This is a genomic window from Oceanipulchritudo coccoides, assembly GCF_010500615.1.
Lineage (GTDB): Bacteria > Verrucomicrobiota > Verrucomicrobiia > Opitutales > Oceanipulchritudinaceae > Oceanipulchritudo > Oceanipulchritudo coccoides.
In genome coordinates this window covers 100,449-125,475 of sequence record NZ_JAAGNX010000001.1, presented here as the reverse complement: position 1 = coordinate 125,475, position 25,027 = coordinate 100,449, and the positions used below count along the sequence as shown (strand labels likewise).

Sequence of the window (25,027 nt, the reverse complement as noted above, 5' to 3'; positions counted from 1 at the left end):
AGATAACACCATGAGTACCACACCCGACCTGAACGTCGAAAGAGACGTAGGGGATTTTCACTACGATACAACATACGAATTTGATGCCGGAGTCGGCCTGAATGAATCCACCATTGATTACATCTGTAAAGTCAAGGGGGAGGGAGACTGGGTGAAGGAATTCCGCATGAAGGCGTTGAAGATTTTTCAGGACAAGCCGGTGCCGACCCATTGGGCATCCGATGACCTGAACTCAATCGATTACGACAAGATCCGTTACTACCTTTCCAAAGGGCAACGCCCGTCCCGCACCTGGGATGAGGTTCCGGACGATATCAAGAAGACTTTCGAGCGCCTCGGCATTCCGGAAAAAGAGCGTGCCTATCTTGCCGGCGTCGAGGCCCAGTTTGATTCGGAAGCCTCCTACTCCAACATGAAGGAGGACCTCTCCGAGCAGGGCGTAATCTTCACCGGGCCGACCGAAGCGCTCAGGGACCACCCGGAAATATTCCGCAAGTGGTTCGGGAAGGTCATTCCCATCGGCGACAACAAGTTCAGTGCGCTCAACAGCGCAGTCTTCTCCGGCGGATCATTTATCTATATCCCTCCGGGGGTGAAGGTGAAGCAACCGCTTCAAGCGTATTTTCGAATCAATGCGGAAAACTTCGGACAGTTTGAGCGAACACTGATTATTGCCGATGAAGGCGCCGAGGTCACTTACATGGAGGGCTGTACCGCTCCCAAATTCGAGACTTCCACCCTGCACTCAGCCGTGGTCGAATTGGTTGCCCTCAAGGGTGCGAAAATCCAATACATCACGGTGCAGAATTGGTCTGCCAATGTCTTCAACCTTGTCACCAAGCGCGGCATGGCAATGGACGATGCCGAAATCAAATGGATCGACTGTAACATCGGCAGCCGCCTGACGATGAAGTACCCGGGTGTGGTCATGCGCGGTCCAGGAGCGCGCGGGGAGGTCCTTTCGATCGCCCTTGCCCACGACGGCCAACACCAGGATACGGGTGCGAAGATGATTCACGCCGCGGACAACACGACCTCAAACATCATTTCCAAGTCGATCTCAATTGGCGAGGGCAGGTCAACCTACCGGGGCGTGGTCAACATTCCGCGCAACTTGAAGAACTGTAAGAACAACACGGAGTGCGATGCCTTATTGATTAACTCAAATTCGCGCACGGACACCTACCCCGCCATCACCGTTCGGGGCAACCAGAGCACGGTCCAGCACGAGGCAAGCGTTTCAAAGGTCAGCGCCGAACAGATCTTCTACATGATGCAACGGGGGATCCCCGAGGACGAAGCCATGAGCCTGGCCGTGAACGGATTTGTCAATGACCTGATTCGGGAATTCCCGATGGAGTACTCCGTCGAGTTGAAGCGCCTTATCGATCTCGAGATGGAAGGCTCGGTCGGTTAATAGAATTTTGTAACCAATTTATAACGACACATCATGTCTGAAACACTCACTATGCCAAATCCAACACTGGACGATCCGGAAGTATTCAAAATCCATCAGGAGCTTTCCGGAATAGATGTCGACTGGTTCCGCGATCGCCAGCGGGCGGAATGGTCGCGCTATCTTGAACTTCCCATGCCTGTCCGCACCAACGAGAAGTGGCGCTTTGCCAACCTCAAGCGGATCCGCGAGATGGACCGCTTTGAGGCTGTCACGGGCGGCGCTCCCGATGCGGCGGATATTGTTGATAAGTCGAAACGCTTCCAGAATGTTTCCGGAAGAATTATTCTGGTCGACGATTCACAAGTCAGCCCGGTTTATCTTGAGGAAAGCCTTGCCGGGAAAGGAGTGATCTTCACGACTCTCGTTGACGCCATTGTGAAACACCCGGAGCTGGTGCAGAAATACTTCATGCAGCAATCCCCGGAACTGGGCTCGGAGAAATTCGAGGCTCTGCACGTGGCCCTTCTGCGAAACGGGGTCTTTCTCTATGTGCCGGACGATGTCGAGATCAAGGATCCGTTCGTCGTCTACAACTGGGCCTTGAAGGACAAGGGAACAATTTTCCCGCACACCCTCTTTATCACAGGCCGCAATTCCAAGGCGAACCTGATTGAATTCCAGGAGTGTGCAAATGAGGATTCCAGTCACCTCGTGGTCGCAAATGCCCACCTCTACGCGGAGGACGGAGCCAAGCCAAGCCACACTATTGTTCAAAATTGGAATTTGAATACGCTCAGTTTCCAACTGAATACAAACAATGCGCAAGGAAACACCGAGGCCAAGAGTACGCTGATTAATGTCGGCAGTGCGCAGGCCCGACAGGAAATCCACGGCAAGATCTTTGGCTCTGGAAGCAATGTCGAAATGCACGCCCTGAATGTCCCCAATGGATCACAGGAATTCGATCAACGGACCCTCCAGACGCACATTGCGCCAAACAGCCGCAGTGACCTGCTTTTCAAGAACGCCCTCATGGACAAATCCAGGACCATTTTCTCTGGCTTGATCATTGTCGAGGAGGATGCCCAGCAGACAGATGCCTACCAGACCAACAACAATCTCATGATGAGTGAGGACGTTGAGGCAAATTCACTTCCGGGGCTCGAGATCAAGGCCAATGACGTCAAGTGCTCGCATGGCGCGACAACTGGCAGGATTGATGAGTCGGAATTGTTCTACTTTCTCGCCAGGGGAATCCCACGGATGAAAGCACAGGAGTTGATGCTCTTTGGTTATTTCGAGGAGATTATTGTCAAGCTGGATAACCCCGAGCTTGTCAGTTATGCACGGGAACTCGTACAAATGAAATTCGCCGGTTAAACCAGACTCTTTCTGATTACCCAGACATTATGGATTCACAACGTACCGTCAGTCGCGATATTACCGCTACAATTGTTCCTTACGGGGACCAGGTGACCATCCCTTCGGGGACGGTTGTCTCCATTACCCATCGGCTGGGTGGGAATTTCACCGTCACTTGGGAGGGTGGAATGGCACAGATCCGCGGAAGCGAAGCGGATGCTATCGGTGAGGAATTGCCGGAAGAGCCTGAAGCAACGACCGATGATGCGGAAGCCCACGCCCGTCCACCGAGTGACGAGCGCGTCTGGGAAGCGCTGAAAAAGGTCTATGACCCGGAAATTCCGGTGAATATTGTGGACCTCGGCCTGGTCTACTCAATGGAGATCCGCCAGGATCCCGGCACAAGCCTCTATTTTGTCGAAGTCAACATGACCTTGACGGCCCCCGGTTGTGGCATGGGTCCAGCCATTGCGCAGGACGCCAAATACAAGGTTGAGCAGGTCCCGGGTGTTGCCGAGGCAAAGGTGGATATCGTCTGGGATCCCCCGTGGCACCAGGATATGATTTCCGAAGAAGGCAAAATGGAATTGGGGCTGATTTAGCAATCAACCCGGATAATGTCCACCGGACACCCGTCCGCCGCCTGTTTCAGGATATCCCGGTCTTCCTCAAATCCAGTCCCGTACTGAAAGGTCGCGTCCTGGTGCACAATCTGGACGAGCTGGGCTTCGCCTTCCTCATCCATTTTGAAGTAAGCTGGCGCTACCTCCGCGCACAGGGCGCAGCCGATACACTCCTGCTTTTTGTGGGCGATCCGGATACGCTTCATGATTGACCGGCGCCAGGTGTTTCGACGGGAGAGAGTACGTAGAAGGCGTCATTTTCCCGGACCCGCTGGGCCACCTTGATTGAAAACACTTCACCGGCCTGGGCCGTTTGCGTTTCGCCCTCGTCCGTCTGCATCATCTCGATGACACCCTCGACGGCACCACTGGTCTCCCCGATTATCACATACTCCTCACCCACCGAAACCGGATTGATGGGCCTCACTTCCGCCACCCCGAGCTTGGAGTAGTAATGGCTGACCTTTCCCCGCTGAATTTTTTGCCGGGTCGCCTTCGAGCCATAGACGCCCGACCAGCCTTGTTCGCGCCCGAGATAATACCCGTCTGACAAGCCCCGGTTGTAGACTTTCTTCAAGTCATCCAGAACGGAGGCAACAAAGTCTTCCCCGTAGGTTCCACCCCGGATGGCCTCCACGGCCTCGCGATAGGCACGCGTAACCAGTTTGACATATTCCGGCGGGCGACCGCGCCCCTCAATTTTCAAGGTATGGACACCTGCCTCAACCAGCTTGTCGAGGAACTCGATTGTCGAGATGTCGTTCGGCGACATGACAAAATTATTGTCAATTTGCAGCTCCTTCCCGGTGTCCTTGTCCTTGACGATGTATTCCTTGCGGCAGTTCTGGATGCAGGCTCCCCGGTTGGCGGATGCGTTATCGGTATAAAGCGACATCCCGCAGCGCCCGGAAACCGCGATGCACAGAGCCCCGTGGGCAAACGCCTCAATTTCCATTGGTCGGCCGCCTGGCCCGGTCAAACCAGCTTCACGGATTTGCTCATGCAAGCGCTTGATCATGGAAAGGTTCAGCTCCCGGGCCAGCACGATGCGGTCGCAATATTGGGAGTAGAACTTGAAGGACTTAAAATTGGATACCGACAACTGCGTCGAAAGATGCACTTCCAGTCCGAGCTCACGCGCCCTCAGGATACAGGCCATGTCCGAGGCAATGACCGCGTTTACCCCGTGGGCCTTGGCCGCCTCAAGCAACTTGTAACACAGTTTCAGGTCATGATCATAAAGAAGCGTGTTCAAGGTCAGGTAGCCGCGAATCCCTCCTGCACGGCAACGCTCCATGATCTCCCCCAGATCCTTTAAATGAAAGGAACGGCGCGAGCGTGCCCGCATATTCAACTGGGCTAAGCCGAAGTAGACCGCATGCGCCCCCGCATCAATTGCCGCCTGCAGCGAGGCATAGCAACCAGCAGGGGCAAGGACTTCCACAACAGGACTTTCATTCTTTTGAATCACTTCCATCACAGTGGAGCCGAAATCATTCCTGAGTAAATCATAAAAAAAGCCCCGACCTCGCAGATGCGGGATCGGGGCTGGAAAATAATCGGTTTACCCGTTTGGCGATGCCTTAGAGCGCAGCCTGTGCGGCGGCAAGGCGGGCAACCGGAACACGGGGAGGTGAACAACTGACGTAGTTCAGGCCAACCGAATTGAAGAACTTGATGGAAGCCGGATCACCACCGTGCTCACCACAAATTCCAAGCTTCAGGTTCTTCTTAACCGAACGTCCCTTTTCAGCGGCCATCTCAACAAGCTTGCCGACACCATCCTGATCGAGGCTGGCAAACGGATTCTGGTTGAAGATTTCCTTGTTCCGGTAGTCGTCGAAGAAACCGCCCATGTCGTCTCGGCTGAGGCCGAGGGTTGTCTGGGTCAGGTCATTCGTACCGAAGCTGAAGAACTCAGCGACTTCGGCAATCTCGTCAGCGGTAATCGCCGCGCGCGGGATTTCAATCATGGTACCCACCGTGTAGGCGATCTTCACCTTCTTGGCAGCCATGACTTCCTTGGCAACGCGATGGACAATCTCCACCTGATCCTTGAGTTCCGCCTGGAAACCAACGAGCGGAATCATGATTTCCGGGCTCACCTTGATCGGCTTCTTCAGCTTCATGACGGAAGCGGCCGCTTCAAAGATCGCGCGCGCCTGCATTTCGGTGATCTCCGGGTAGGAGACTCCGAGACGACAGCCACGATGACCAAGCATCGGGTTTTCCTCATGGAGGGCCTTCATGCGCTCATTGATTGTTTCCCGGGAAACGCCCAGCTTGGTAGCCAACTGATGACGGGTTGTGTCGTCGTGCGGCAGGAACTCATGCAACGGGGGATCCAGCAAGCGGATCGTTACTGGCAGACCCTTCATGGCCTTGAAGAGGCCACTGAAGTCCTTGCGCTGGAACGGAAGCAACTTCTTCAGGGCAGAGCGCCGTTCCTTCTCATCTCCTGCGAGAATCATCTGGCGCATGTAATCGATGCGGTCGCCTTCGAAGAACATATGCTCCGTACGGCAGAGGCCAATCCCTTCGGCACCGAAGGCAATCGCCGAAACAGCCATTTCAGGCGTGTCGGCATTGGTCCGGACCTTCATCTTGCGGTACTTGTCAGCCCAACCCATGACAGTTGAGAACAACCTGTAAGTGTAGCTCTTGGAGGGCTTCAAATTGCCTTCCAGGACGCGCTTGACCTCGCTGTCCGTCGTGTCAATTGCGCCAGCGAAGATTTCCCCACTGGTTCCGTTGATGGAAATGAAATCCCCTTCCTTGAGGAGGGTCTTTCCAGCAATCAGGGTCTTCTTCTCGTAGTCGATCTTCACCGTGGATGCTCCACAGATACAGACCTTACCCAACTGACGGGCAACGAGCGCCGCGTGCGAGCTGACTCCACCACGTGAAGTGAGGATACCTTCCGAAGCCAACATGCCCTTCAAGTCTTCCGGGGAAGTCTCGACACGGCAGAGGATGACCTTGCGGCCAGCCTTCACTTCGCGCTCAGCAGTGCTGGCGGAGAAGACAATGTGACCGCTGGCGGCACCCGGACCAGCCGGGAGACCGGCGGCGATCGCCTTGGAAGCGGCTTCCGCCTTTGGATCGAAAATCGGCACCAAAAGTGAATCAATTGATTCAGCCGGAATCTTCGACAAGGCGACTTTCTCAGTCATCAAGCGCTCCTTGTTCATCTCAACGGCGATGCGGACAGCGGCGAGGCCGGTACGCTTACCGTTACGGGTCTGAAGCATGTAGAGGGTGTTGCTTTCGACCGTGAACTCAAAGTCCTGCATGTCACGGAAGTGCTTCTCCAGCTTCTTGCGGACAACTTCCAGTTCCTTGTGAGCGTGAGGCATTTCATCCGCCAGCTGGGCAATTGGCTTTGGTGTACGAACACCGGCCACCACGTCTTCACCCTGCGCGTTGATGAGGTACTCACCATAAAAGACCTTTTCGCCATTGGCAGGGTCACGTGTGAAAGCCACACCCGTGGCACAATCGTCACCCATGTTACCAAAGACCATCGCCTGCACATTCACCGCTGTACCCCACTCCGAAGGAATGTTGTATTTCTGGCGGTAGATGACGGCGCGCTCGTTGTTCCATGAACCAAAGACGGCACTGACGGCTCCCCAAAGCTGGTCGTAGGCATCCTGCGGGAAACTCTTCTTCGTGCGCTGCTTGATCAGGGCCTTGTAGCGCTTGACCAGTTCCTGAAGGTTCTTCGCGCTCAGGTCAGCATCGTTTTCAATCTTCAGCTCCTTCTTGAGCTTGTCCATGACGACGTCAAACGGCTCATGTTCCGTGTCATTACGGGGCTGGACACCCATGACAACGTCACCGTACATCTGGATGAAACGGCGGTAGCAGTCCCATGCAAAACGCTCGTTGCCGGACTTCTTGGCGAGGGCAACAACTGTCTTGTCGTTGAGGCCAAGGTTCAAAATGGTGTCCATCATACCCGGCATTGATTCGCGGGCACCCGAACGGACAGAGAAAAGCAGCGGATCGGTCTTGCTGCCGAATAGCTTGCCCTGCTCCTTCTCGACTTGCTTAACAGCGGCCTTCACCTGCGCATCCAGGCCTGCAGGATACTTGCCCTTGGTCTGCGAGAAATGTGTACACACTTCCGTCGTGATGGTGAATCCGGGAGGAACAGGAAGCCCGATGGCCGCCATTTCCGCAAGGTTGGCACCCTTGCCTCCGAGGAGCGTCTTCATCTTGGAATTGCCGTCCGTCTTCTTTCCGAAGGCGTAGACATGTTTAACCGCTTTGGAGGAAGCCTTACGTTTAACGGCTCCCGTCTTCTTCTTTTTGCTGGCTTTAGCTGGCATGCTTGATACTTGATTCGAGTTATATGGTTTACTTAACCGTGGTTGGTCTATTACTGAGAAAAACTGGCGAAATTAGGCCGAATACCTTCCATGTCAACGAGTAACCACCGCAATGACCGAACCGGATAACACACCCCCCGAAAACTGGCCTCCAGCAATCGATCAACCACAGCCCGACACGGTGGATGAAGCGGAACCTGAGGGCCAAATGACCTTTCTCGACCACCTCGAGGACCTGCGCTGGACGCTCTTCAAGAGTTTTATCGCATTTGGGGCTGCCTGTATCCTGATCGGGATCTTCCTTGCCCAGTTTTCAGAACTGCTCCGCTGGCCCTACCTGTTTGCGGTGAGCGGCCGCGATATTGAGATGAGCGGACTGATCAACACCTCTATTCTTGGGGTTTTCTCGGTCATTTTCTACCTGCTCCTGGGGGGAGGATTTGCCCTTTCCCTGCCCTTCATGCTCTATTTTGTCGGCCAGTTTGTCTCCCCTGGCCTGAACGAGCGCGAGCTCAAGCTGCTCCGTCCGGCTTGCCTGGGGGCCTTCGTGTTGTTTTTTCTCGGGGCCACCTTCAGCTTTTTCATTCTCGTCCCGGCAGCCTTGCGGGCCTCCATCATCTTCAACCAGATGCTGGGATTTGCCCCGCTCTGGACCGCCGCCAGCTATTACGGGCTGCTCACATGGATGGTTCTCGGCGTTGGACTGGCTTTCCAGTTTCCGCTGGTCCTCTTGATCCTGGTTTTCCTGGAAATCCTTTCAAAGGCCCAGTTGCTGGCCTTTCGAAAGTACTCAATTGTCCTTTTTCTCTGTATCGGGGCGGTTGTCACGCCCACCACGGATCCCGTCACCTTCATCCTGCTGGCCGCCCCGATGTCCTTGCTCTACGAGATTGCCATCGTCGGTGCAGGGCGGCTGGAACGGCGCCGGGAGGATGCCGAGGAGGAGGAAATTGATTAAAAAAAGCCCCGACACCGTTCATACGGAATCGGGGCTTCAAAGGGATTTTCAGGTTCCCGAAGGAATTTTACTTCTTCGTCACCAGCCAAAGGGCATGGATGATACCGCCAATCCAGAAGAGGAGCAGCGAGAGAACGAGGTTGATGACAAATTGTTTGCCAGCTCCTTCCTTCAAGAAAACCGCCAGTGGCGGAATGAAGATGGCGAGGATGATGAGTACTATAGGATTCATGTTTAGTCCCTTTCGTTATGGTTAGTATGCAAGGCGCATATTGCTCGATGAACTCAGGGGCGTCAAGCAGACGATGTTCTGCAGAAAATCAAGCCATATCAGGCTCAATCAGCCGGAAATCGTCCGGGAAAAGGTTCAGCTATCCGTGGAAGGCCGGGGAAAGAGAATCGCCTTTTCCCCAAGGACTTGGCCAACCAAGCGGGTCGACCATTCCAGCTGGCCTTCCCAAAGGGTCACCGGCTCCTGACCAAGCAGGCCGCTGATCCGGTCCGAGATGTCCGGCATGACCGGCTTCAGGAAGACATTCCCGAGACGCAAGCCCTCCGCCATTGTGCTGAGAGTTGTCGCCAGGAGGGCCTTGTCCTTTTCATCATCAGACTTGGCCAGTTTCCATGGGGCGCGAATCTCCGCATAGCGATTCAGCGCGGTGATGAAATTGAATGTTTTTTCCAATGCCAGGTGGAATTGGAACTGGGCATACGCCTGCATTACTTCCTCGTGTGTCTCCTTCCACAAGGCGTGCAGGGTGGATTCCGGCTCTTCGACTACGCTCGCCGGGGCAAGCCCACCGGGGAAATTGCGCCCAGCCATGTTCAGCAGGCGGCTGACGAGATTTCCGAGTGTATTGGCCAAATCCGCACTGTAACGCCCGAGAAAGAGCTCGATGGTGAAGTCGCTGTCCTGTCCAACGCTCATTTCCCGGGTCAGGAAGTAGCGGAGGGCGTCGGCCCCGTAAGTCTCGGCAAATTCGAGTGGATCAATTTTTGCCCCGGTACTCTTGGACATTTTCTGCCCGCCAACATGCCACCAGCCATGAACCAGAAGGGCCTTGGGGGGCTCCACTCCCATGGCTTTCAACATGGCCGGCCAGTAGACTGAGTGTGAAGGAACAAGGATGTCCTTCCCGATGACATGGTAATCAGCGGGCCAGTTTTCAGAAAAGGCCTCTGTGCCGTAGCCAATTGCCGAGATATAGTTGATCAAGGCATCAAACCAGACGTAGGTCACGTATTCCGAATCAAAAGGTAGCTCAATCCCCCATGAAAGGCGGCTTTTCGGACGAGAAATACAGAGGTCGTTGATCGGCTCCTTCAGGAAGCCAAGCACCTGCTTCTGGCGGAAGGCCGGCACGACAAAGGCGTTTTCCTCAAGGTACTGGATCAACCAGTCCTGGTAGGCGCCCAGCTTGAAAAAGTAGTTCTCTTCCTCAATCTCCACCACTTCGCCATACAGTTCAGGCCAGTTGCCGTCCTCATCACGCTCCTTTTCGAGGACAAACTGTTCCTGCCGGACGGAATAGTATCCCTTGTAGGGACCCTTGTAAATTTCTCCACGATCAAACAGGTCCTGCAGAATCGATTGCACCACCGTCTTGTGGCGCGGTTCCGTGGTCCGGATAAAATCGTCATTGGAGATATTGAGGCGCTTGCAGAGCTCAACAAAAAGGGGCGCCACTTCATTCGTCAGTTCCTCCGCTGTCTTACCCTGCTCCTGTGCCGTCTGCGTGACTTTCTGGCCATGCTCGTCAATCCCGGTCAGAAAGTGGACCTCCGTTCCCATCAAGCGCTGGTAGCGGGCGACAACGTCCGTCAGGACCTTCTCGTACGCGTGGCCCAGGTGCGGCGCACCGTTGGCATAATCAATTGCGGTGGTGATGTAGAATTTCTTCATTGTCGGTCGTAAGTTGGAGTCCCGCCTTCAGGTGGTCCACGCTCGAAAGGAAAAAGTCTAAGGATAAGGCACTATGTTCAAGCTAAACCTGCGCAACCAATGAGTCGGTGCCTTCGAGTCCGGTCGAAAGGACAAAACAAAACATTGCCTGATTCCCTCCCATTCAAATGCTAATTCCCATGTCAGAGAAAAAGCAGGCAACCTGGGGCGGACGGTTCAGCGAGGGTCCGGCCGACCAAATGGTGCGGTTCAGCGAGTCGGTCTCCTTCGACCAGCGACTCGCCCCCTATGACATCCAGGGCAGCATGGCACATGCCCGCATGCTCGCCAGCGTCGGTTTGGTCTCGGAGGAAGAGGCAGCCGCCATCTGTTCGGGTCTTGAGCGCATTGGTGAAGAAATCCGTTCCGGGAATTTTACCTGGGATCCCGCCTTTGAAGATGTCCACATGAACATCGAGCAGGCCTTGACCAAGGCTGTACCAGAGGCGGCAAAGCTCCACACTGCACGCAGCCGCAATGACCAGGTTGCCACCGACATGCGACTCTTTTTCATGGATGCCGGCGAGCAACTGGCATCGGTACTGAAGGGGCTCATGCGGGCTTTGCTGAACCAGGCTGAAGCAGTACGCGAGATTGCTATTCCTGGATACACACATTTGCAACGCGCTCAGCCAGTCTCGATGGCGCATCACCTGCTCGCCTACATGGAAATGTTCTCGCGTGACCTTGAGCGGGTCCAGGAGTTTGATAAGCGAGCCCGGGTCTGTCCCTTGGGATCGGGTGCCATCGCCGGGACAACCCTGCCCATCGATCGGGAATTTGTCGCCCGCGAACTCGGCTTTGTCGATGAACAAGGTAACCCGCAAGTGACCCGCAACTCAATGGACGCTGTTGCTGACCGGGATCTTTTCATCGAGTTTGCCGGTGTCTGCTCACTGGTTGCGACGCACCTTTCACGGGTTGCCGAAGATATCATCCTCTGGAGCAGCCAGGAGTTTGGCTTTGTCCGCCTGCCGGATGCCTATACCACGGGCTCCAGCCTGATGCCGCAGAAAAAGAACCCGGATTCACTGGAACTGATCCGCGGCAAATCAGCAAGGATCATGGGCCAGCTCACCACGCTGCTCACCCTCGTGAAAGGCCTTCCGTTGACCTACAACCGCGACCTGCAGGAAGACAAACCACCGGTCTTCGACTGCCTCGACATGACCTTGGATTGCCTCCTCGTTCTTGAGGGCACAATCGCTGGCATGGCAGTCAATCCAGAGCCTTGCAAAAAAGCGGTTTCTGATCCGCTGCTTCTGGCCACTGATCTGGTTGACTATCTGGTCTTGAAAGGGGTCCCCTTCCGCGACGCGCACCACATTGTCGGTGCTCTGGTCGGCCTGTCCGAAAAGTCCGCCTGCTCCTTGAACGATATTCCCTTGGATGAAGCCCAGAAGATCTGCCCGCAGATCGAGGCAGACTGGACGGAGTGTTTCTCCGTGAAAAAAGCCCTCTCCTTGCGGGAACGCCCGGGAATGCCCGGACCACAACAAATTGGTGTGGAATTGAAACGCTGGAAGACAGTTCTGAATTCCTGAGCGATAGCAGACTCGAAATTCCATGAAAAAGTCCCCGCAAGCTGACCCCGCCGCGGATGGACCCGTGTCGCTCGCCCCGTATTCAAACCTGCTCAAGTTCGGGTTTTTCAATGCGACCACATGGATGATAGGGTTGGGAACACCGCTGGTTCTCCTGGCGGGACAATTGGGGGCGAGTTCCTTCGAAGTCGGCATGGCCTACGCCTTTGTTTTCCTGCTCCTTCCTGTGCAGATAATCGCCACTGCCACCCTGCCCCGCTTTGGCTACAAGCGACAGGTCATCTTCGGATGGGCGAGTCGTGGAATCTTCCTCCTTATTCCGCTGGGAATTGTCTGGATGGCCCCCGCCGCGCCACAGCGCTGGATGGTCTACGCCCTCATTGCCTCAGCCTTCTTTTTCAGCCTGTTCCGGGCAATGGGCAGTTGCGGAGTCATGCCGCTTATATACGCCACGCTTCCGGAATCCGTCCGTGGCCGCTACTTCAGCACCGACCAGGCGGTCACTGGCATCTCCGGCATCCTCACCCTGCTCTTCTGCTCACTGCTTTTCCGATATCTTCCCATCTATCAGGCCTTTTTCTGGCAATACCTCTATGCGATTGCCGGCGTCTTCTTCACGATCTACTTTCTGTCCAAGGTCAAGGATCCACCAAAGCCGAAGGAAACCAGCTTGCGGAGGATCTTTTCAGAGACACCGAAAATCTGCCTTCGCTCCTCCCCGTTTCGCCAATACCTGGTCTTCATGATTGCCTCCGCTGTCATGGGAACAGCTTTTGTCCCGCTTAAGGCCTACTACCTGAAAGTTGATGCGGGCGTCGGGGTCGACTTGATTCTCACCTACACCGCCATCCAGTATGCCGGCGCTATCATCGGGACACTGTTCATGCGCGGCAGGATCGATCAGATCGGGGTCAAGCCGGTCTTCCGGGTCTCCCTCGTCCTGAGCCTGGGCATCAGCGCCTTCTGGTACTTTCTCGTCACCGGTCACCAACTGCTGCTCCTGTTTCTCCCGCTCGCCTACTTTTGTTTCGGAATCGCCGCCAGCCTCTGGATCACCGCCCACCTGAAATATCTCCCACGGGTTTGCGATGACGAACAACAAGCCCTGCATGTCTCCGTCCACAGTGCGGTCGTTGGCCTCATTGGTGGACTTGCTCCCATCGCATGGGGCTTCCTTGTGAAAATACCAGGTGGCCTGCCCGGGGTGCAACCCGACCGCTTTGGCCTCTATTTTCTTGGCCTTCTCGGTGTCCAGCTCGGATTGCTTTTCTACGTCCCATGGCTCACCTCAGAGCACAGGGAACGACCATCCATCCAGACTGGTGCCAATCTGTTACGCCCGTTCCGCTATATCGGCCAGTTGATCAACTTCCTGCCCAGCGGGCCAACAAAAGGTACTAAAGAAACGACGCTGCCAAAATAGCGCGGCTGGACTCCAGCGAGGAAGCCTACGCCTTGATCTGTGGGCGCTTGGGATCCGGCCAGTCGATGTGAAAGAATTCCCCGCGGGGCTTGTCGAGGCGCTCGTAGGTATGCGCACCAAAAAAGTCCCGCTGACCCTGCAGCAGGTTTTGCGGCAGGCGTGCCGTGCGGTAGCCATCGTAGTAGCTAAGCGCACTGCTGAAAGTTGGGATACTGATGCCTGCCTGGGCGGCAATTCCCACCACTTTCCGCCAGTTGGCCTGCGCGTCCTGGATGGTCTTGTTGAAATACGGGTCCAAAAGAAGGTTGGCCAGGTCGGGATCACGCTCGTAGGCCTCCGTGATCTTTTGCAGGAAAGCGGCACGGATGATACAACCGCCGCGCCAGATCTGCGCAATCTCGCCAAAATTCAATGTCCAATCATATTCCTTCTGCGCCTCACGCATGAGCTGGAAACCCTGCGCATAGGAACAGATCTTGGAACAATACAACGCGTCGTGGATTGCCTGGATGAAGGCTTCCTTGTCGCCTTCAAAGCTGAACCCTTCCGGGCCCTTCAGGATTTTCTCGGCCGCAACGCGCTCCTCTTTCACCGCGCTCAGGCAGCGGGCAAAGACCGCTTCCGCCACGGTCGGGGCAGGCACGCCCATGTCGAGCGCGTTGACGCTGGTCCACTTGCCGGTGCCTTTTTGCCCGGCCGTATCAAGTACCACATCGACAAAAGGTTTACCCGTTTCCGGATCGGTCTGCTTTAAAATGTCCGCGGTAATCTCAATCAGGAAACTGTCGAGCATGCCGCTGTTCCATTTCGTGAAGACTTCGCCCATCTCCGGGGCACTCAGGCCAAGCACGCCCTGCATCAGGTCGTATGCTTCACAGATCATCTGCATGTCACCATACTCGATGCCGTTGTGCACCATTTTCACATAATGCCCGGCGCCGTTTTCACCAATATAGGCGGAGCAGGAAAAGCCCCCTTCAACCGGTTTGCCAGGCTTTGCCCCTTCAAGCGGACGGCCGGTCTTCGGGTCCACCTTGGCGGCAATCGCCGACCAGACTGGTTCCAGATGCTTCCATGCTTCCTTGGTGCCTCCGGGCATCAGGCTTGGGCCAAAGCGCGCGCCTTCCTCTCCCCCGGAAACCCCGCTTCCTATGAAGCGCAGTCCCTTGGCTGTCAGCTCCTTCTCGCGGCGGATGGTATCGGTCCACTTGGCATTCCCTCCGTCAATAATGATGTCGCCCTCCTCCATCAGCGGAACAAGTCCTTCAATCACTTTGTCCGTCGCCCAGCCCGCCTGCACCAGAATGATCACTTTGCGCGGGCGTTTCAACGAGGCCACAAAACCTTCCAGCGTCGCTTCCCCCACCAGCCCGCCGGGCGTGTCCGGATGCTTCGCCACAAATTCCTCCATCTTGCTCGTCGTCCGGTTGTACACCGAGATGCGGAACCCGTGGTCCGCCACGTTCAAGGCAAGGTTCTGCCCCATCACTGCCAGGCCAATTAGCCCGATTTCAGATTTTGTCTCTTCGCTCATTTACCAGATTGCTTAATGGAAGGGCTCCCGCCTTGTCAATCCAACACGTGTGTGAATTTTTACGCGGGCTACCCCCGCCACCAATTCCAGGCGCGGCGGGCGCCCTTGGCGATATCCTCAAAGATGAGATAAACGATGGGGACGAGGAAGAGCGTAATAAAGGTGGCAAAAGCGATTCCGCCGGCGAGGGAGACGGCCATGGGGATAAGCCACTGGGCCTGGCGGCTTTTTTCGAGAAGAAGCGGCGTGAGGCCCCCGATGGTGGTGAGGGAGGTCAAGAGGATGGGCCGGAAGCGGGCGATGCCGGCATAGGAGACGGCCCGCAGGAGGGAAAAACCCTGTTTGCGGTGTCGATTGACGTAATCGACAAGGACCAGGCTGTCATTCACGACCACGCCAATGAGGGCGAGAATCCCCAGAATGGACATGATGCTGAGGGTATCCCCACGAACGAGGTGAAAGGCAATTGCCCCGACGATGCTGAAGGGAATGATCAGCATGACGATAAAGGGTTGCAGATAGGACCGGAAGACAATGGCCAGCATCATGTAGATACCGAAGAGGACCAAGAGGATGCCGTAGCGTAGACTTTCGAAGCTCTCCCGTTGTTCACGCGCCTCACCTTCAAGGGAGAAAGAGACTTCCGGGTGGGAAGCCAGCAGCGCTGGCAGAAAACCCTGAACAAGGTCTGCCTTGACCGCTTCCACATCACCCTTCCCTTCCTCAATATCGGCTGTAATATTGAGGGTGCGATTGCGGTCAACGCGGCGGATTGACGGGAGGCTTTTTCCCATCTCGGCAATTGCCACTTCTGAAAAGGGAACCTCGTAGCCGTCCGGTGTGCGGATGCGCATGTTCTCGAGATTCTCAAGACTGCGCCGCTCATCCTGCGGATAGCGTACCATGACGCGGACATCATCCCGTCCGCGCTGAATGCGTTGTGCCTCAAGACCGAAGAATGCCTGCCTTACCTGGCGCGCAAGATCCTGTGAAGTCAGTCCGAGATTGGTCGCGGCGGGCTTCAGCTTGAGCTTGATCTCGTCCTTGCCGGATTCAAAAGAATCGACGATATCCACCACGCCCGGATAAGTTGTCAGCTGTTCCTTGATGTCAGCGGCAAGGAGATCGAGCTGCTCAAAATCCGGCCCGGATAACTGGACATCAATAGGCGCACCGCCACTGGCTCTGGAAAAGATATAACTGACCTCACCACCGGGAACAACCCCGACATTTTTCCGCCATGCCTGGGATACCGTAAAGGCCGAAACCGCGGGGTTTCGTATTTCTCCGGGCGCCAGCTCAAGAATCATCTCACCCAGATGACTCTGGCCGGATGCCCCACCACTCCGCCTACTGCCAAAGGGTTGCCCCCCGACCGTCATCAGCATGTTGCGGACGGTGCCATCCCCGTATTGCGAGTTAAAATCATCCTTCACCTTCTGCGCACCGTCAGCGATCGCCATGACATAGCGTTCCGTCACTTCCACAGGTGTGCCAATGGGCATTTCCAATCTCACGGTCACCCAATCGTTTTCCACACGCGGAAAGAAAAAGAACTTGAGCCGCCCGGTCGAAAGCATGGCGATCATGATCATGAAGATGACGATAAAGAAGGCAGCTGTGCTATACCGGTGCTTGATCGCAACATGCAGGAGCTTCCGGTAGATGTTGCGGATAAACCATTCAAGCCCGTCGGAAAAAATCCGTTGGAAACGCTGGAGAAAATTCAGTTTCTCATCCCGTTTTCCGATATTCACGAGGTAGCTCATGTGGGCGGGCAAAACGAGCTTTGATTGCACGAGGGAGAAGGCCAGGACGATGATGACAATCACCGCGATGACCGAGAAAAATTCACCTCGACGACCTGGCAGGAGCATCAGGGGAACAAAGGCGATCATGGTCGTGATGACCCCGAAAGTGACTGGGACACTGACCTCTTTGGTCCCGGCAATAGCAGCGTCGGTCGCACTTCCCTTGCGCCGACGAAGATGGTTGAAAATATTCTCCCCGGTCACGATGGCGTCATCCACAACAATCCCCAACACCATGATAAACGCGAACATGGACAACAGGTTCAGAGTGATATCGAACAAGGGCATCAGCGCCAATCCACCGAGAAAACTTACCGGCACCCCGATCGCGACAAAGATGGCCACGGAAAACCGCAGGAACATGGCGAGAATCAGGAATACCAGAAGACCTCCCCAGAGGAGGCTGCCGCTGAGGGTATCCAAGCGATCCCGGATGGTCTCTGACCAGTCGTTCCAGATGTTCAAGCTGACCCCCTCGGGCAAAGTTGATTGGGATCGCTCAAGATAATCCTTCACCGTCCGGGCAATCTCGATCACGTCCTGGTCCCCTACACGGAAAACATCAACCATGACAGCACGATTACCGTTGAATTCAGAATACATGACGTTCTCGTCAAAGCCGTCCCGGACTTCCGAAATATCAGCCAGGGTGATTCGCGTCCCGTTGGGATCTGTCCGGACGACAATTTCCTCAAACTCCTCCTGCACATACGCCTGGGCATCCGTCCTCAACAGGATATCCCCTCCGGCGGTTCGGATACGGCCAGCAGAGAGATCCACCGAGGACCGACGGATGGCCGTGGCCACATCGGCAAAGGTGAGATTGTAGGCCTGTAGTGTTTTTTCCGATACTTCGATGGCTATCTCGTATGGCCGTGCGCCGCGCAGGCCCACCTGCGTGACTCCCGGAAGGTTGGTGATTTCCTCGCGGATGCGCTCACCAAGCTTCTTCAAATCCGTCTCGGTCAATGGACCCGAAAGAACAATGTTCAGGACCCGCTCGGAAATGGCCGGCTGCTCAATGACGGGACGCTCAGCGTCCTCCGGAAATGTACTGATCGAATCAACCCGGTTCTTGATATCGTCAAGCAACTCGCGGGGATCATATCCGCGAATAACCTCAGCGGTGACGGTGACTAGGCCTTCCGTGGCGTTTGTATAGAGCCTGTCGATACCTTCCAGGTCCTGAATGGCCTCTTCAATGCGGATCCCGATGGCCTCCTCCGATTCTGTCGGCGTCGACCCGGGATAGAAGACGCGGACGTTGACCACATCCGCCTCGACACTTGGAAAGACCTCAAGCGTAAGGCGGTTGAAGGCTGAGACTAGGCCCAGCACACAGACAGAGGCCATAAGCAGGTTGGCAGCAACCCGGTTTCGTGCAAAATATTCGATCATGGCGAGAGACAGGAAATGAATCTATGGACTCGGGACGGGTGACTTTGAGGCCAGGGTTTCCGGATCAATCTCCATCTCCGCCGGTCCGGATTCATCGGTCACAACTGATGGCTGAACATGCATTCCATCGATCGCCAAGGCCATCTGTGTTAATGAAACCAAAGTTCCGGGTGCGATAGATTCCTCGAAGAAGATAATTTCTTCCGAATCGGCCCAGAGAGGAGTGACAGGAACACGTTTGAGACGCTTCTCGCTGTCAATTGTCAGGACAAACTTGGATTCCCTGAGGGCGGTCCTTGGCAGGACAAAAACATCCTCAAGCGTTTTTCCCCCAATCTCGGCTTCGACGAATAGCCCGACCTTGAGCGGCCTTGAATGCACTGACCCATAGGGATCGTCAACTTGAGCGACGACATAAACCTGACGGTTTCGGGTGTCGATTGCCCCTTCAACCCGGGTGATCCGGCCGGTCCAGGAAATTGTTTCCTGTCCAAATTGAGCGAACAAGCGCACCGGAATATCTACTTGTTCATCTTGCTCAGCCCCACGGGCCACCGGGGCCATGTCGAGCATGGCGTATTGGTCAGTTGTCAAGGGTAGGCGGATCTCGGCGTAATCCACTGCATAAATTTCAGCGAGCAAGTTGCCGGGGCTGACGACTTGCCCGACATCCACACGCTTTGTCAGCACTCGACCGTCGTATGGGGCCGATACACGTGTCCGGTCGAGGTCGCGACGAGCCTGCTGGACCCGTGCCTCCGCCGCGGCCACATTGGCGCGGGCAAGGGCGAGCTGCGGACTCCGCAAAACCAGATCTGAAGGTGTCTCACCTGAGCCCAGACGTTCCCAGTCACGCCGGGCCTGGCCAGATTGGGCTTCCTCCTCAGCCATGCGGACTCGCGCCTCGGCAAGATTGGCCTCCGCCACCGTGAGTGCTGTCAGATAGTCACTTGAATCAATCTCCAGCAGGATATCTCCCTTGGAGAAAAATCCCCCTTCCCGGAAATTGGAGGAAATCGACAGGATCCGCCCGGAAACCTCGGGAATCAGCGTGCTTTCCGTGCGCGCCCGGACAGAGCCTTGGGAGCGAATGGTAATGGTGTAGGTCTCGGGTTGCAGACGTACCGCATCCACCTGGACGATGGGCTCGGGCGGCTTGCGGCGCTCGGTAACCGGCTTGGTCAGGTTCAGGTAGACAATAAAGAGAATACCCCCGCCCAGGATCAACACAGGCAGGAAAAGACGTAAAAGCTTCTTCATAATAATACTAAACAGTGGATTCGGAAATCAGGGAAAATCAACGAATGTTACCGCCAAGGGCCAGATACAGGGCCAGACGGTTCTGGAGGAGCTCATTCTGCAGGGAAATGTATGCGCTCCTCGCGTTGAAGGCGCGACGCTGGGACTCCAATACGGTGATAATGTCGACCAGTCCGCGCTCGTACCGTTCCTCGGCCAGCTCCTGGGCTCCTGTTGATTCCTCAACGGACACCTGCAGGGCCTCCAGTTGCTGCTGCAGATAGGCTTCGCCGGCAAGGGCTGATTCCACTTCCCGGAAAGCAGTCAATACCGTGTCCCGGTAATTTGCGACACTCTCATTGAGTCGCGCATCCGAGCGGTCCACATTGGCGCGCAGGCGGCCACCCTGGAAAAGCGGGGCAGTGATATTTCCCAGCAAGCTCCAGACGTCGAAGGAATCCTTCAATATGTTATCCAGGTCGTTGCTGGCCCGGCCATAGCTTCCAGTGAGGCGGATTGCTGGTAGAAGCGCCCGCTTGCTTTCCTTCAGGCGCGCATCCGCGGCCATCAGGCGGTTGGCTGATCCCAGGATGTCGGGTCGCCGCAGGAGCAGCTCGGACGGCAGACCAGCGGGAACAGGTTCCAGTAATACCGGCAATTCATCTGAAACGCTCACGGTGGCTGAAGGATACCTGCCAAGAAGCACTTCAAGTTGCCGCGCTGAACTGTCGGCAAGACGCTTCTGCAAGGCTTGTGTCGCCCGTGCGTTGGCAACATTGGCCCGCGTCAGGCGAAGGTCCAGAGCAGGACTTAATCCGCGCTCAAAGCGCTCCTGCACGGTTGTCAGGTTTGCTTCAAAAGAGGTCACTGTTTCCAGGGCCAAAGCCTCCTGCCGGCGGGCCGCAATCGTCGCAAACCAGGCATTGGCAACGCGGCTGGCGATTGACAAGCGAAGCGCCGCGTAATCCGCCTGTGCCGCTTCAGCATCAGCGTTAGCGGCCAGCGCCCGTGCACGGACCCGACCCCAGAGATCAAGTTCCCAGCTGACTACGGCATCCAGCCCGAAGCGGTCGCTGCGTGTCCGCACGGGCGGATCAATCAAATTGTTGCTCATCTGCCGGCTGGCGCTTCCAGAAAGGGATAGATCCGGCCAGCGGTCTGCTCCCTCAATACGGGCAAGGGCCTCCGCTTGCTCCAAGCGGGAGAGGGCTGCCTGCAATTGTAAATTACCGGATAGCGCTTCAGCCATCACGGCTGACAATCCCTCATCGCCAAAAGACTCAATCCAGCCGTCTGCTGGTGATCCCGAAACAGACCCCGTGCCCCACCCTTGCGGCACCGTGACACTCAGCGTTTCCTCACCCGGCGGCGTTACCTGAACGCAGCCCGCAGACAGCATGGCTACCGCAACGATTAAAATAATTTTCCTAAAATTCATCCCCTGAATTGGTTTAAACCAAACGCTAATTCTATACGCAACTTCTTCCAGCGCAATCCCGTCAGGAGAAATATCTCCTTTGACAGCCAAGGGACATGTAGAATTGCAGATAATCGATCTCGGTTTTTACAAATTCCATATCCAATCCAGTCCGTAACCAGCCTTGCCATCAAACTGCTCAACGCCCGTCAGGCGCTTGATTAGACATTGACGAATCCGGCCAATATTTCCACGCTTCGAGCTTCACACAAGGGGCTGTAGCTCAGTTGGGAGAGCGCGTCGTTCGCAATGACGAGGTCGTCGGTTCAATCCCGATCAGCTCCAGCCTTCGCTCTCCGAGCTTCGGCTGGCAAGCCAGCCAGAAGTGAGGATTAGAGCGAAGGCTGCCCGCCGAAGCTCCGCGACAGCGGGCGAAGGAGGGCTCACTACTGTGACCTTACCCCCCCATCAATTCCAAGTATTCCATCTGGTCCAAATAGAGCGAATTAATGCTGTGCCAAGCAAGGCATGGGGTCATCAAGTTCCCTGCGTGCGCACCGTCTACCTGATCCAAAGTATTCCGTATCCAAACCAACGATATGTCGGATTTACCCGCAATCTCCGGAAGCGCTTGAAGAAACACAACAAGGGGGGATCGCCGCACACTTCGAAATACAAGCCATGGGGGTTGGTAACCTATATATCGTTCTCCTCGGAATCCTCGGCCACGGCTTTTGAAGCATATTTGAAAAGCGGTTCCGGGCGTGCATTTGCGAGGAAAAGGTTGTGGTGATCCGCCTTCGCTCTCCAAGCTTCGGCGGACAAGCCCTTCGCTCTCCGAGCTTCGGCGGAACAAGCCCTTCGCCAAGGCTTCCTGCTTCGCGTGCGCTTCGCAGGACACGTCGGCTGGCATGCCGGGTCTTGACCTTGAGTCTGTGTTTGCTTCAATTGGACGCATGACCGAAACACAACCGATCATCTCAAACACGAACGACAAACTCTGGAACGTGCTCTGCCACCTTTCGGCCTTTCTGGGAGTTGCGCTGATCCTTCCGCTGATTGTTTATCTGGTGACCAAGGATGATGCCAATTCAACGATTCCGGCGCACGCCAAGGAAACGCTGAATTTCCATATTTCGCTGTTCATCTACGCCATCATCAGCTCAATCCTGATAGTGGTTGTCATTGGAATTTTCCTGCTGATTGCGGTCGGTATTGCGGGCATTGTCCTGGCAATTGTCGGTGCGATCAAGGCGTCCAACAACGAGCTTTACCGCTACCCGCTGACGATCCGCTTGATCAAGTAAGGGATCCGGGCAGCTCGGAATCGCGGGTTGATCGGCTCAGGAAAGCCGTTTCTCAGTACAGGGACAGGATTCTCGCGAAGTAATCCTGAAGCGACTCTCCGTCAGTCTCAGTCAGGAACAGGTCAACTTCCGGGACAAAACTGGCTGTGCTGGAGCTTGCGGATGAAAGTTCCCCCATGAAGGTCCCTTCCACGGCCCTGATTTGAATAACCGGCCAGGCATTGATGACCAGGGAGGTGTCAGTGCTTGCCGAAGTGGGAGCGATCAAGCCCCTCGTGGGATTGGAAGTGGGGGCAATCTGGTTGCTCAGGCGCGTCGCAGCTTCCTGGACTACGGGCCATGCATAAAGGGTCAATGTGGCGGTGCCCGTTTTGTGGGGGGCTATCAAGCCGGCCTGAGGCGCTCCGGAAATTACCGGGAGGCCGAGAGGAATTGTATTATTGCCGGACTCGACAATTTCCACTTCCGGCTCAATCACAGAGATGTCGTCCTCGATGTCGGGCAGGACAAGAATCGGGACTGGTGCACCCGGATCACCCGAGCCGGACCCTTCTTCCGGGGTAAGTGCCGGATCATCCGTCTGGAAGATCACCTCATTGAAGTCAGTCTGGCCACTAGCACCGATAAGTCCGTAGTTACCATCCGTGACAAGGGCGTTAAAGGCGTGACTGAGGACCAACGACCCGTTCAGGGTCACGCTGATGGTGCTTCCCTTGAGGAGGACGTTCAGGTCTTGGCTACCGGAGAGATCCAGGCCCTGGAAAGTGTAAGTGGCATCCACGACAAGACCTCTCTTTGTCTTGTGGCCGATGATCACTTCATTCGTCTCGCTGGAGATCGTGACGAACTTGTAATCCCGGGAATCGTAGTAGTCGAAGACAAAGCCGGCCTCCCCTGCTGTCTGCATATTTGACTCAAGGCGGATGACCGAGTTTGGGGAGACGCCAACCCCGATCAGGCTGATCGCGGTCTCCGTGTTGGCCACGCCACGATAAAGGCCGCTTCCTGCAGACCATGTGCCACCTGCAGGAGTCAGGAAGAGATTATTGACCGCGCCATCAAAATTATCACTGAGCGTCAAAGTAGTCTCGGGCGTAAGGCGCTGAACGATGACATTATCAATGGAGGCACGGGAGTTGTCACCCCCGAGGCCGACCATTCCGTCGTTAAGCCCAAGCAATACACCGTCTTCATCATACACTGCCTCGAACTCGTACGACATCGAGACCTTGTTATCAACGATCAGATCTACTGAGTTCCCATTGATGGCGAGGAAGATAGAATACTCTATGTCGGATTTGAAAGGTCCTTGAATGGAGCTGGACTTGTCGATGACCCAGCCGTTTCCGGAAGAATGGCCCACTTCGAGCCGGTTGGTGGATACGTTGATTCCGGCAAATTTAAAGTCGCTGGCATTCTGGTAATCAAAGACCAGATAGGCGTTGCTCTTGAAACCGGCTGTCGGCTTGACCGGGACAACGGTGGCCATGATTTCAAAGTAATTCGGGAGGTAGGCATTGACGTTGAAGACGCTCAGGGCATCTCCTCCAATCGCTTCAGGCCCGACTGTGTAATTGCCGTTCTGGGCGGTCCAGTTGCCGCTATCGATGAAAAATCCATCCGGTTGGCCATTGTTGAAACCGACTGTGCGGAGGACATCACGCTTGCCGCCCGGGATATTGCCCGCCTGCGGATCGGTGGGAGCACCGGTCTGATCCTGCCACGCATAATCCTTCTGACGGATGAGGCCCAGCTCGCCTTCGGGCTCACCGTTGCGGAAGGCCTGGCTCGGCTGGCCATTGGTGTCAAGGAAGCGTGTTGGATCGGCACCATCGCTGGCGCTGAGTGTGTAAAGGAATTCGGCGAGCTGCGGTTGCAGGGTGCGGCTCACCGTGGCCATGCCAAACGGAGCGAACGGCACGAGGTAGCTGTTGAACTCGCCAACCCAGTCGATGAGACGGTCACCACCGGTATTGCCGATGAGAATGTCACGTCCAGCACCGCCGTAGGCGCGGTCCTCGTAGCTCACCTGTGTATCGGGTTCATCATTACGCAGCTGGTTGGTGTCGTGATTATCGTCGGCATTGAGCAAATCATTTCCAAAGCCACCATAGATTGTGTCGCGTCCACTACCCCCGACGAGCCAGTCGTTGCCGGTATCACCAAAGATACGGTCATTGCCGTCGCTCCACGCCTGTGGGTAGGTCGTTGCCTGCTGACCATGTGCATCGGCATTAACGCCGGCCGGCACGTAGGTGCCTTCCGTAGTTGAGAAATTGAGGAACCAGGCAAGCCCCCCGGCATCGTCCTTGTTGGCGGTGCCGTCGTTGTTGAGGGTAATCTTCCTCAGCGGGTCATACTCATCGTAAAGGGCAAACTCACCCGCCCGCCGGGTGCGGTCGAAGTGCCAGCCATCAACATCCACCGGATTGTAACGCAGGGCGTCTACCGGGTTGAACGGACGGTTGTAATCGCTTCGGGCAACCCCGATGAGCGCGCCGGTTTCGTCATAAACTTGTGTATAGGCTTCCGCGAGGGCTTCGCCACCCATGATTGCGTCGTCACCAGAACCTCCGTGCAGCCAGTCGCCACCAAGGCCACCAAAGATGATATCATCTGCGTTGCGCGGGAACGGGTTATCAGGTGTGGCGCCACGCTTCTTCGGCACGCCCTCGGTAAATTCATCCCAGTTTCCGATAAAGTCATTGTCGAAGCTGAATGGTGTCAGGTTGACAG

18 protein-coding genes and 1 tRNA gene (1 of these 19 running past the window's edge) are annotated in these 25,027 nt (G+C 55.7%); 9 read left to right on the top strand and 10 right to left on the bottom strand.

Annotated features, from left to right (window positions below):
• Positions 1 to 10: 10 nt before the first annotated feature.
• The 3 genes from sufB to sufT are packed head-to-tail and all read left to right on the top strand — an operon-like array spanning position 11 to position 3,363.
• A complete protein-coding gene (gene sufB / locus G0Q06_RS00470; RefSeq protein WP_163961372.1) occupies positions 11 to 1,417 on the top strand; it encodes a Fe-S cluster assembly protein SufB in 1,407 nt (468 codons plus the stop codon).
• 51 nt (positions 1,418 to 1,468) lie between these two features.
• Positions 1,469 to 2,779: a Fe-S cluster assembly protein SufD gene (gene sufD, locus G0Q06_RS00465; protein WP_163961370.1), complete on the top strand. Its 1,311-nt coding sequence runs from the start codon at positions 1,469 to 1,471 to the stop codon at positions 2,777 to 2,779.
• A 29-nt stretch (positions 2,780 to 2,808) separates the two neighbouring features.
• The gene (gene sufT / locus G0Q06_RS00460; protein ID WP_163961368.1) at positions 2,809 to 3,363 is read left to right on the top strand and encodes a putative Fe-S cluster assembly protein SufT; all 555 of its coding nucleotides are present in this window, start codon (positions 2,809 to 2,811) and stop codon (positions 3,361 to 3,363) included.
• On the opposite strand, the gene G0Q06_RS00455 is transcribed toward sufT, so the two are convergent.
• The 3 genes from G0Q06_RS00455 to ppdK all read right to left on the bottom strand — a co-directional run bounded on the left by G0Q06_RS00455 (position 3,360) and on the right by ppdK (position 7,718).
• Entirely contained in the window at positions 3,360 to 3,590 is a 231-nt protein-coding gene (locus G0Q06_RS00455) for a ferredoxin (RefSeq protein WP_163961366.1), read from the bottom strand. The genes sufT and G0Q06_RS00455 overlap by 4 nt on opposite strands.
• Entirely contained in the window at positions 3,587 to 4,861 is a 1,275-nt protein-coding gene (locus G0Q06_RS00450; RefSeq protein ID WP_163961364.1) for a peptidase U32 family protein, read from the bottom strand. The genes G0Q06_RS00455 and G0Q06_RS00450 overlap by 4 nt, the downstream gene beginning before the upstream one ends.
• A gap of 106 nt (positions 4,862 to 4,967) precedes the next feature.
• Entirely contained in the window at positions 4,968 to 7,718 is a 2,751-nt protein-coding gene (gene ppdK / locus G0Q06_RS00445) for a pyruvate, phosphate dikinase (protein ID WP_163961362.1), read from the bottom strand.
• Between the two features lie 112 nt (positions 7,719 to 7,830).
• Between ppdK and tatC the strand changes: the two genes are divergently transcribed.
• Positions 7,831 to 8,676, top strand: coding sequence for a twin-arginine translocase subunit TatC (gene tatC, locus G0Q06_RS00440; RefSeq protein ID WP_163961360.1), 846 nt, complete (start codon positions 7,831 to 7,833; stop codon positions 8,674 to 8,676).
• Between the two features lie 67 nt (positions 8,677 to 8,743).
• Here the strand turns inward: tatC and G0Q06_RS00435 are convergent, their stop codons facing one another.
• Both G0Q06_RS00435 and G0Q06_RS00430 read right to left on the bottom strand, forming a co-directional pair.
• Positions 8,744 to 8,908 carry a YqaE/Pmp3 family membrane protein gene (locus G0Q06_RS00435; protein WP_163961358.1) on the bottom strand — a complete coding sequence of 55 codons (165 nt, stop codon included), beginning with the start codon at positions 8,906 to 8,908 and terminating at the stop codon, positions 8,744 to 8,746.
• A gap of 135 nt (positions 8,909 to 9,043) precedes the next feature.
• On the bottom strand, positions 9,044 to 10,579 hold the full coding sequence (locus G0Q06_RS00430; RefSeq protein ID WP_163961356.1) for a class I tRNA ligase family protein: 1,536 nt from the start codon (positions 10,577 to 10,579) through the stop codon (positions 9,044 to 9,046).
• Between the two features lie 179 nt (positions 10,580 to 10,758).
• Between G0Q06_RS00430 and argH the strand changes: the two genes are divergently transcribed.
• Positions 10,759 to 12,162, top strand: a complete 1,404-nt coding sequence (gene argH / locus G0Q06_RS00425; protein WP_163961354.1) for an argininosuccinate lyase — start codon at positions 10,759 to 10,761, stop codon at positions 12,160 to 12,162.
• Positions 12,163 to 12,184: 22 nt separating this feature from the next.
• Positions 12,185 to 13,585 (top strand): MFS transporter, encoded by a 1,401-nt coding sequence (locus G0Q06_RS00420; protein WP_163961352.1) that lies wholly within the window; start codon positions 12,185 to 12,187, stop codon positions 13,583 to 13,585.
• Positions 13,586 to 13,610: 25 nt separating this feature from the next.
• On the opposite strand, the gene gndA is transcribed toward G0Q06_RS00420, so the two are convergent.
• From gndA to G0Q06_RS00400, 4 genes are all read right to left on the bottom strand, one after another.
• The gene (gene gndA / locus G0Q06_RS00415; protein ID WP_163961350.1) at positions 13,611 to 15,119 is read right to left on the bottom strand and encodes an NADP-dependent phosphogluconate dehydrogenase; all 1,509 of its coding nucleotides are present in this window, start codon (positions 15,117 to 15,119) and stop codon (positions 13,611 to 13,613) included.
• 68 nt (positions 15,120 to 15,187) lie between these two features.
• Positions 15,188 to 18,328 carry an efflux RND transporter permease subunit gene (locus G0Q06_RS00410; RefSeq protein ID WP_163961349.1) on the bottom strand — a complete coding sequence of 1,047 codons (3,141 nt, stop codon included), beginning with the start codon at positions 18,326 to 18,328 and terminating at the stop codon, positions 15,188 to 15,190.
• 21 nt (positions 18,329 to 18,349) lie between these two features.
• Positions 18,350 to 19,588 (bottom strand): efflux RND transporter periplasmic adaptor subunit, encoded by a 1,239-nt coding sequence (locus tag G0Q06_RS00405; protein WP_163961347.1) that lies wholly within the window; start codon positions 19,586 to 19,588, stop codon positions 18,350 to 18,352.
• A gap of 37 nt (positions 19,589 to 19,625) precedes the next feature.
• Entirely contained in the window at positions 19,626 to 21,005 is a 1,380-nt protein-coding gene (locus tag G0Q06_RS00400) for an efflux transporter outer membrane subunit (RefSeq protein WP_163961345.1), read from the bottom strand.
• 251 nt (positions 21,006 to 21,256) lie between these two features.
• Here G0Q06_RS00400 and G0Q06_RS00395 point away from each other — a divergent pair.
• The 3 genes from G0Q06_RS00395 to G0Q06_RS00385 all read left to right on the top strand — a co-directional run bounded on the left by G0Q06_RS00395 (position 21,257) and on the right by G0Q06_RS00385 (position 22,291).
• Positions 21,257 to 21,329: transfer RNA gene (locus tag G0Q06_RS00395), tRNA-Ala, on the top strand.
• A 40-nt stretch (positions 21,330 to 21,369) separates the two neighbouring features.
• Positions 21,370 to 21,777: a GIY-YIG nuclease family protein gene (locus G0Q06_RS14735; RefSeq protein ID WP_343203179.1), complete on the top strand. Its 408-nt coding sequence runs from the start codon at positions 21,370 to 21,372 to the stop codon at positions 21,775 to 21,777.
• Positions 21,778 to 21,940: 163 nt separating this feature from the next.
• The gene (locus tag G0Q06_RS00385) at positions 21,941 to 22,291 is read left to right on the top strand and encodes a DUF4870 domain-containing protein (RefSeq protein WP_163961343.1); all 351 of its coding nucleotides are present in this window, start codon (positions 21,941 to 21,943) and stop codon (positions 22,289 to 22,291) included.
• A 52-nt stretch (positions 22,292 to 22,343) separates the two neighbouring features.
• On the opposite strand, the gene G0Q06_RS00380 is transcribed toward G0Q06_RS00385, so the two are convergent.
• Positions 22,344 to 25,027 carry the end of an LEPR-XLL domain-containing protein gene (locus tag G0Q06_RS00380; RefSeq protein ID WP_163961341.1) on the bottom strand. It continues 25,747 nt past the right edge of the window, so 2,684 of the gene's 28,431 nt are visible here — the last part of the coding sequence; its start codon lies off the right edge, out of view — the gene reads right to left on this strand; its stop codon occupies positions 22,344 to 22,346.

Bases quoted from the DNA above. Each gene is read 5' to 3' on its own strand.
- G0Q06_RS00430 (WP_163961356.1), bottom strand. From the start codon at position 10,579: ATGAAGAAATTCTACATCACCACCGCAATTGATTATGCCAACGGTGCG.
- tatC (WP_163961360.1), top strand. From the start codon at position 7,831: ATGACCGAACCGGATAACACACCCCCCGAAAACTGGCCTCCAGCAATC.
- G0Q06_RS00420 (WP_163961352.1), top strand. From the start codon at position 12,185: ATGAAAAAGTCCCCGCAAGCTGACCCCGCCGCGGATGGACCCGTGTCG.
- sufD (WP_163961370.1), top strand. From the start codon at position 1,469: ATGCCAAATCCAACACTGGACGATCCGGAAGTATTCAAAATCCATCAG.
- G0Q06_RS00410 (WP_163961349.1), bottom strand. From the start codon at position 18,328: ATGATCGAATATTTTGCACGAAACCGGGTTGCTGCCAACCTGCTTATG.
- G0Q06_RS00455 (WP_163961366.1), bottom strand. From the start codon at position 3,590: ATGAAGCGTATCCGGATCGCCCACAAAAAGCAGGAGTGTATCGGCTGC.
- G0Q06_RS00435 (WP_163961358.1), bottom strand. From the start codon at position 8,908: ATGAATCCTATAGTACTCATCATCCTCGCCATCTTCATTCCGCCACTG.
- G0Q06_RS00450 (WP_163961364.1), bottom strand. From the start codon at position 4,861: ATGGAAGTGATTCAAAAGAATGAAAGTCCTGTTGTGGAAGTCCTTGCC.
- G0Q06_RS00400 (WP_163961345.1), bottom strand. From the start codon at position 21,005: ATGAATTTTAGGAAAATTATTTTAATCGTTGCGGTAGCCATGCTGTCT.
- sufT (WP_163961368.1), top strand. From the start codon at position 2,809: ATGGATTCACAACGTACCGTCAGTCGCGATATTACCGCTACAATTGTT.
- ppdK (WP_163961362.1), bottom strand. From the start codon at position 7,718: ATGCCAGCTAAAGCCAGCAAAAAGAAGAAGACGGGAGCCGTTAAACGT.
- G0Q06_RS00405 (WP_163961347.1), bottom strand. From the start codon at position 19,588: ATGAAGAAGCTTTTACGTCTTTTCCTGCCTGTGTTGATCCTGGGCGGG.
- G0Q06_RS00385 (WP_163961343.1), top strand. From the start codon at position 21,941: ATGACCGAAACACAACCGATCATCTCAAACACGAACGACAAACTCTGG.
- gndA (WP_163961350.1), bottom strand. From the start codon at position 15,119: ATGAGCGAAGAGACAAAATCTGAAATCGGGCTAATTGGCCTGGCAGTG.
- argH (WP_163961354.1), top strand. From the start codon at position 10,759: ATGTCAGAGAAAAAGCAGGCAACCTGGGGCGGACGGTTCAGCGAGGGT.
- sufB (WP_163961372.1), top strand. From the start codon at position 11: ATGAGTACCACACCCGACCTGAACGTCGAAAGAGACGTAGGGGATTTT.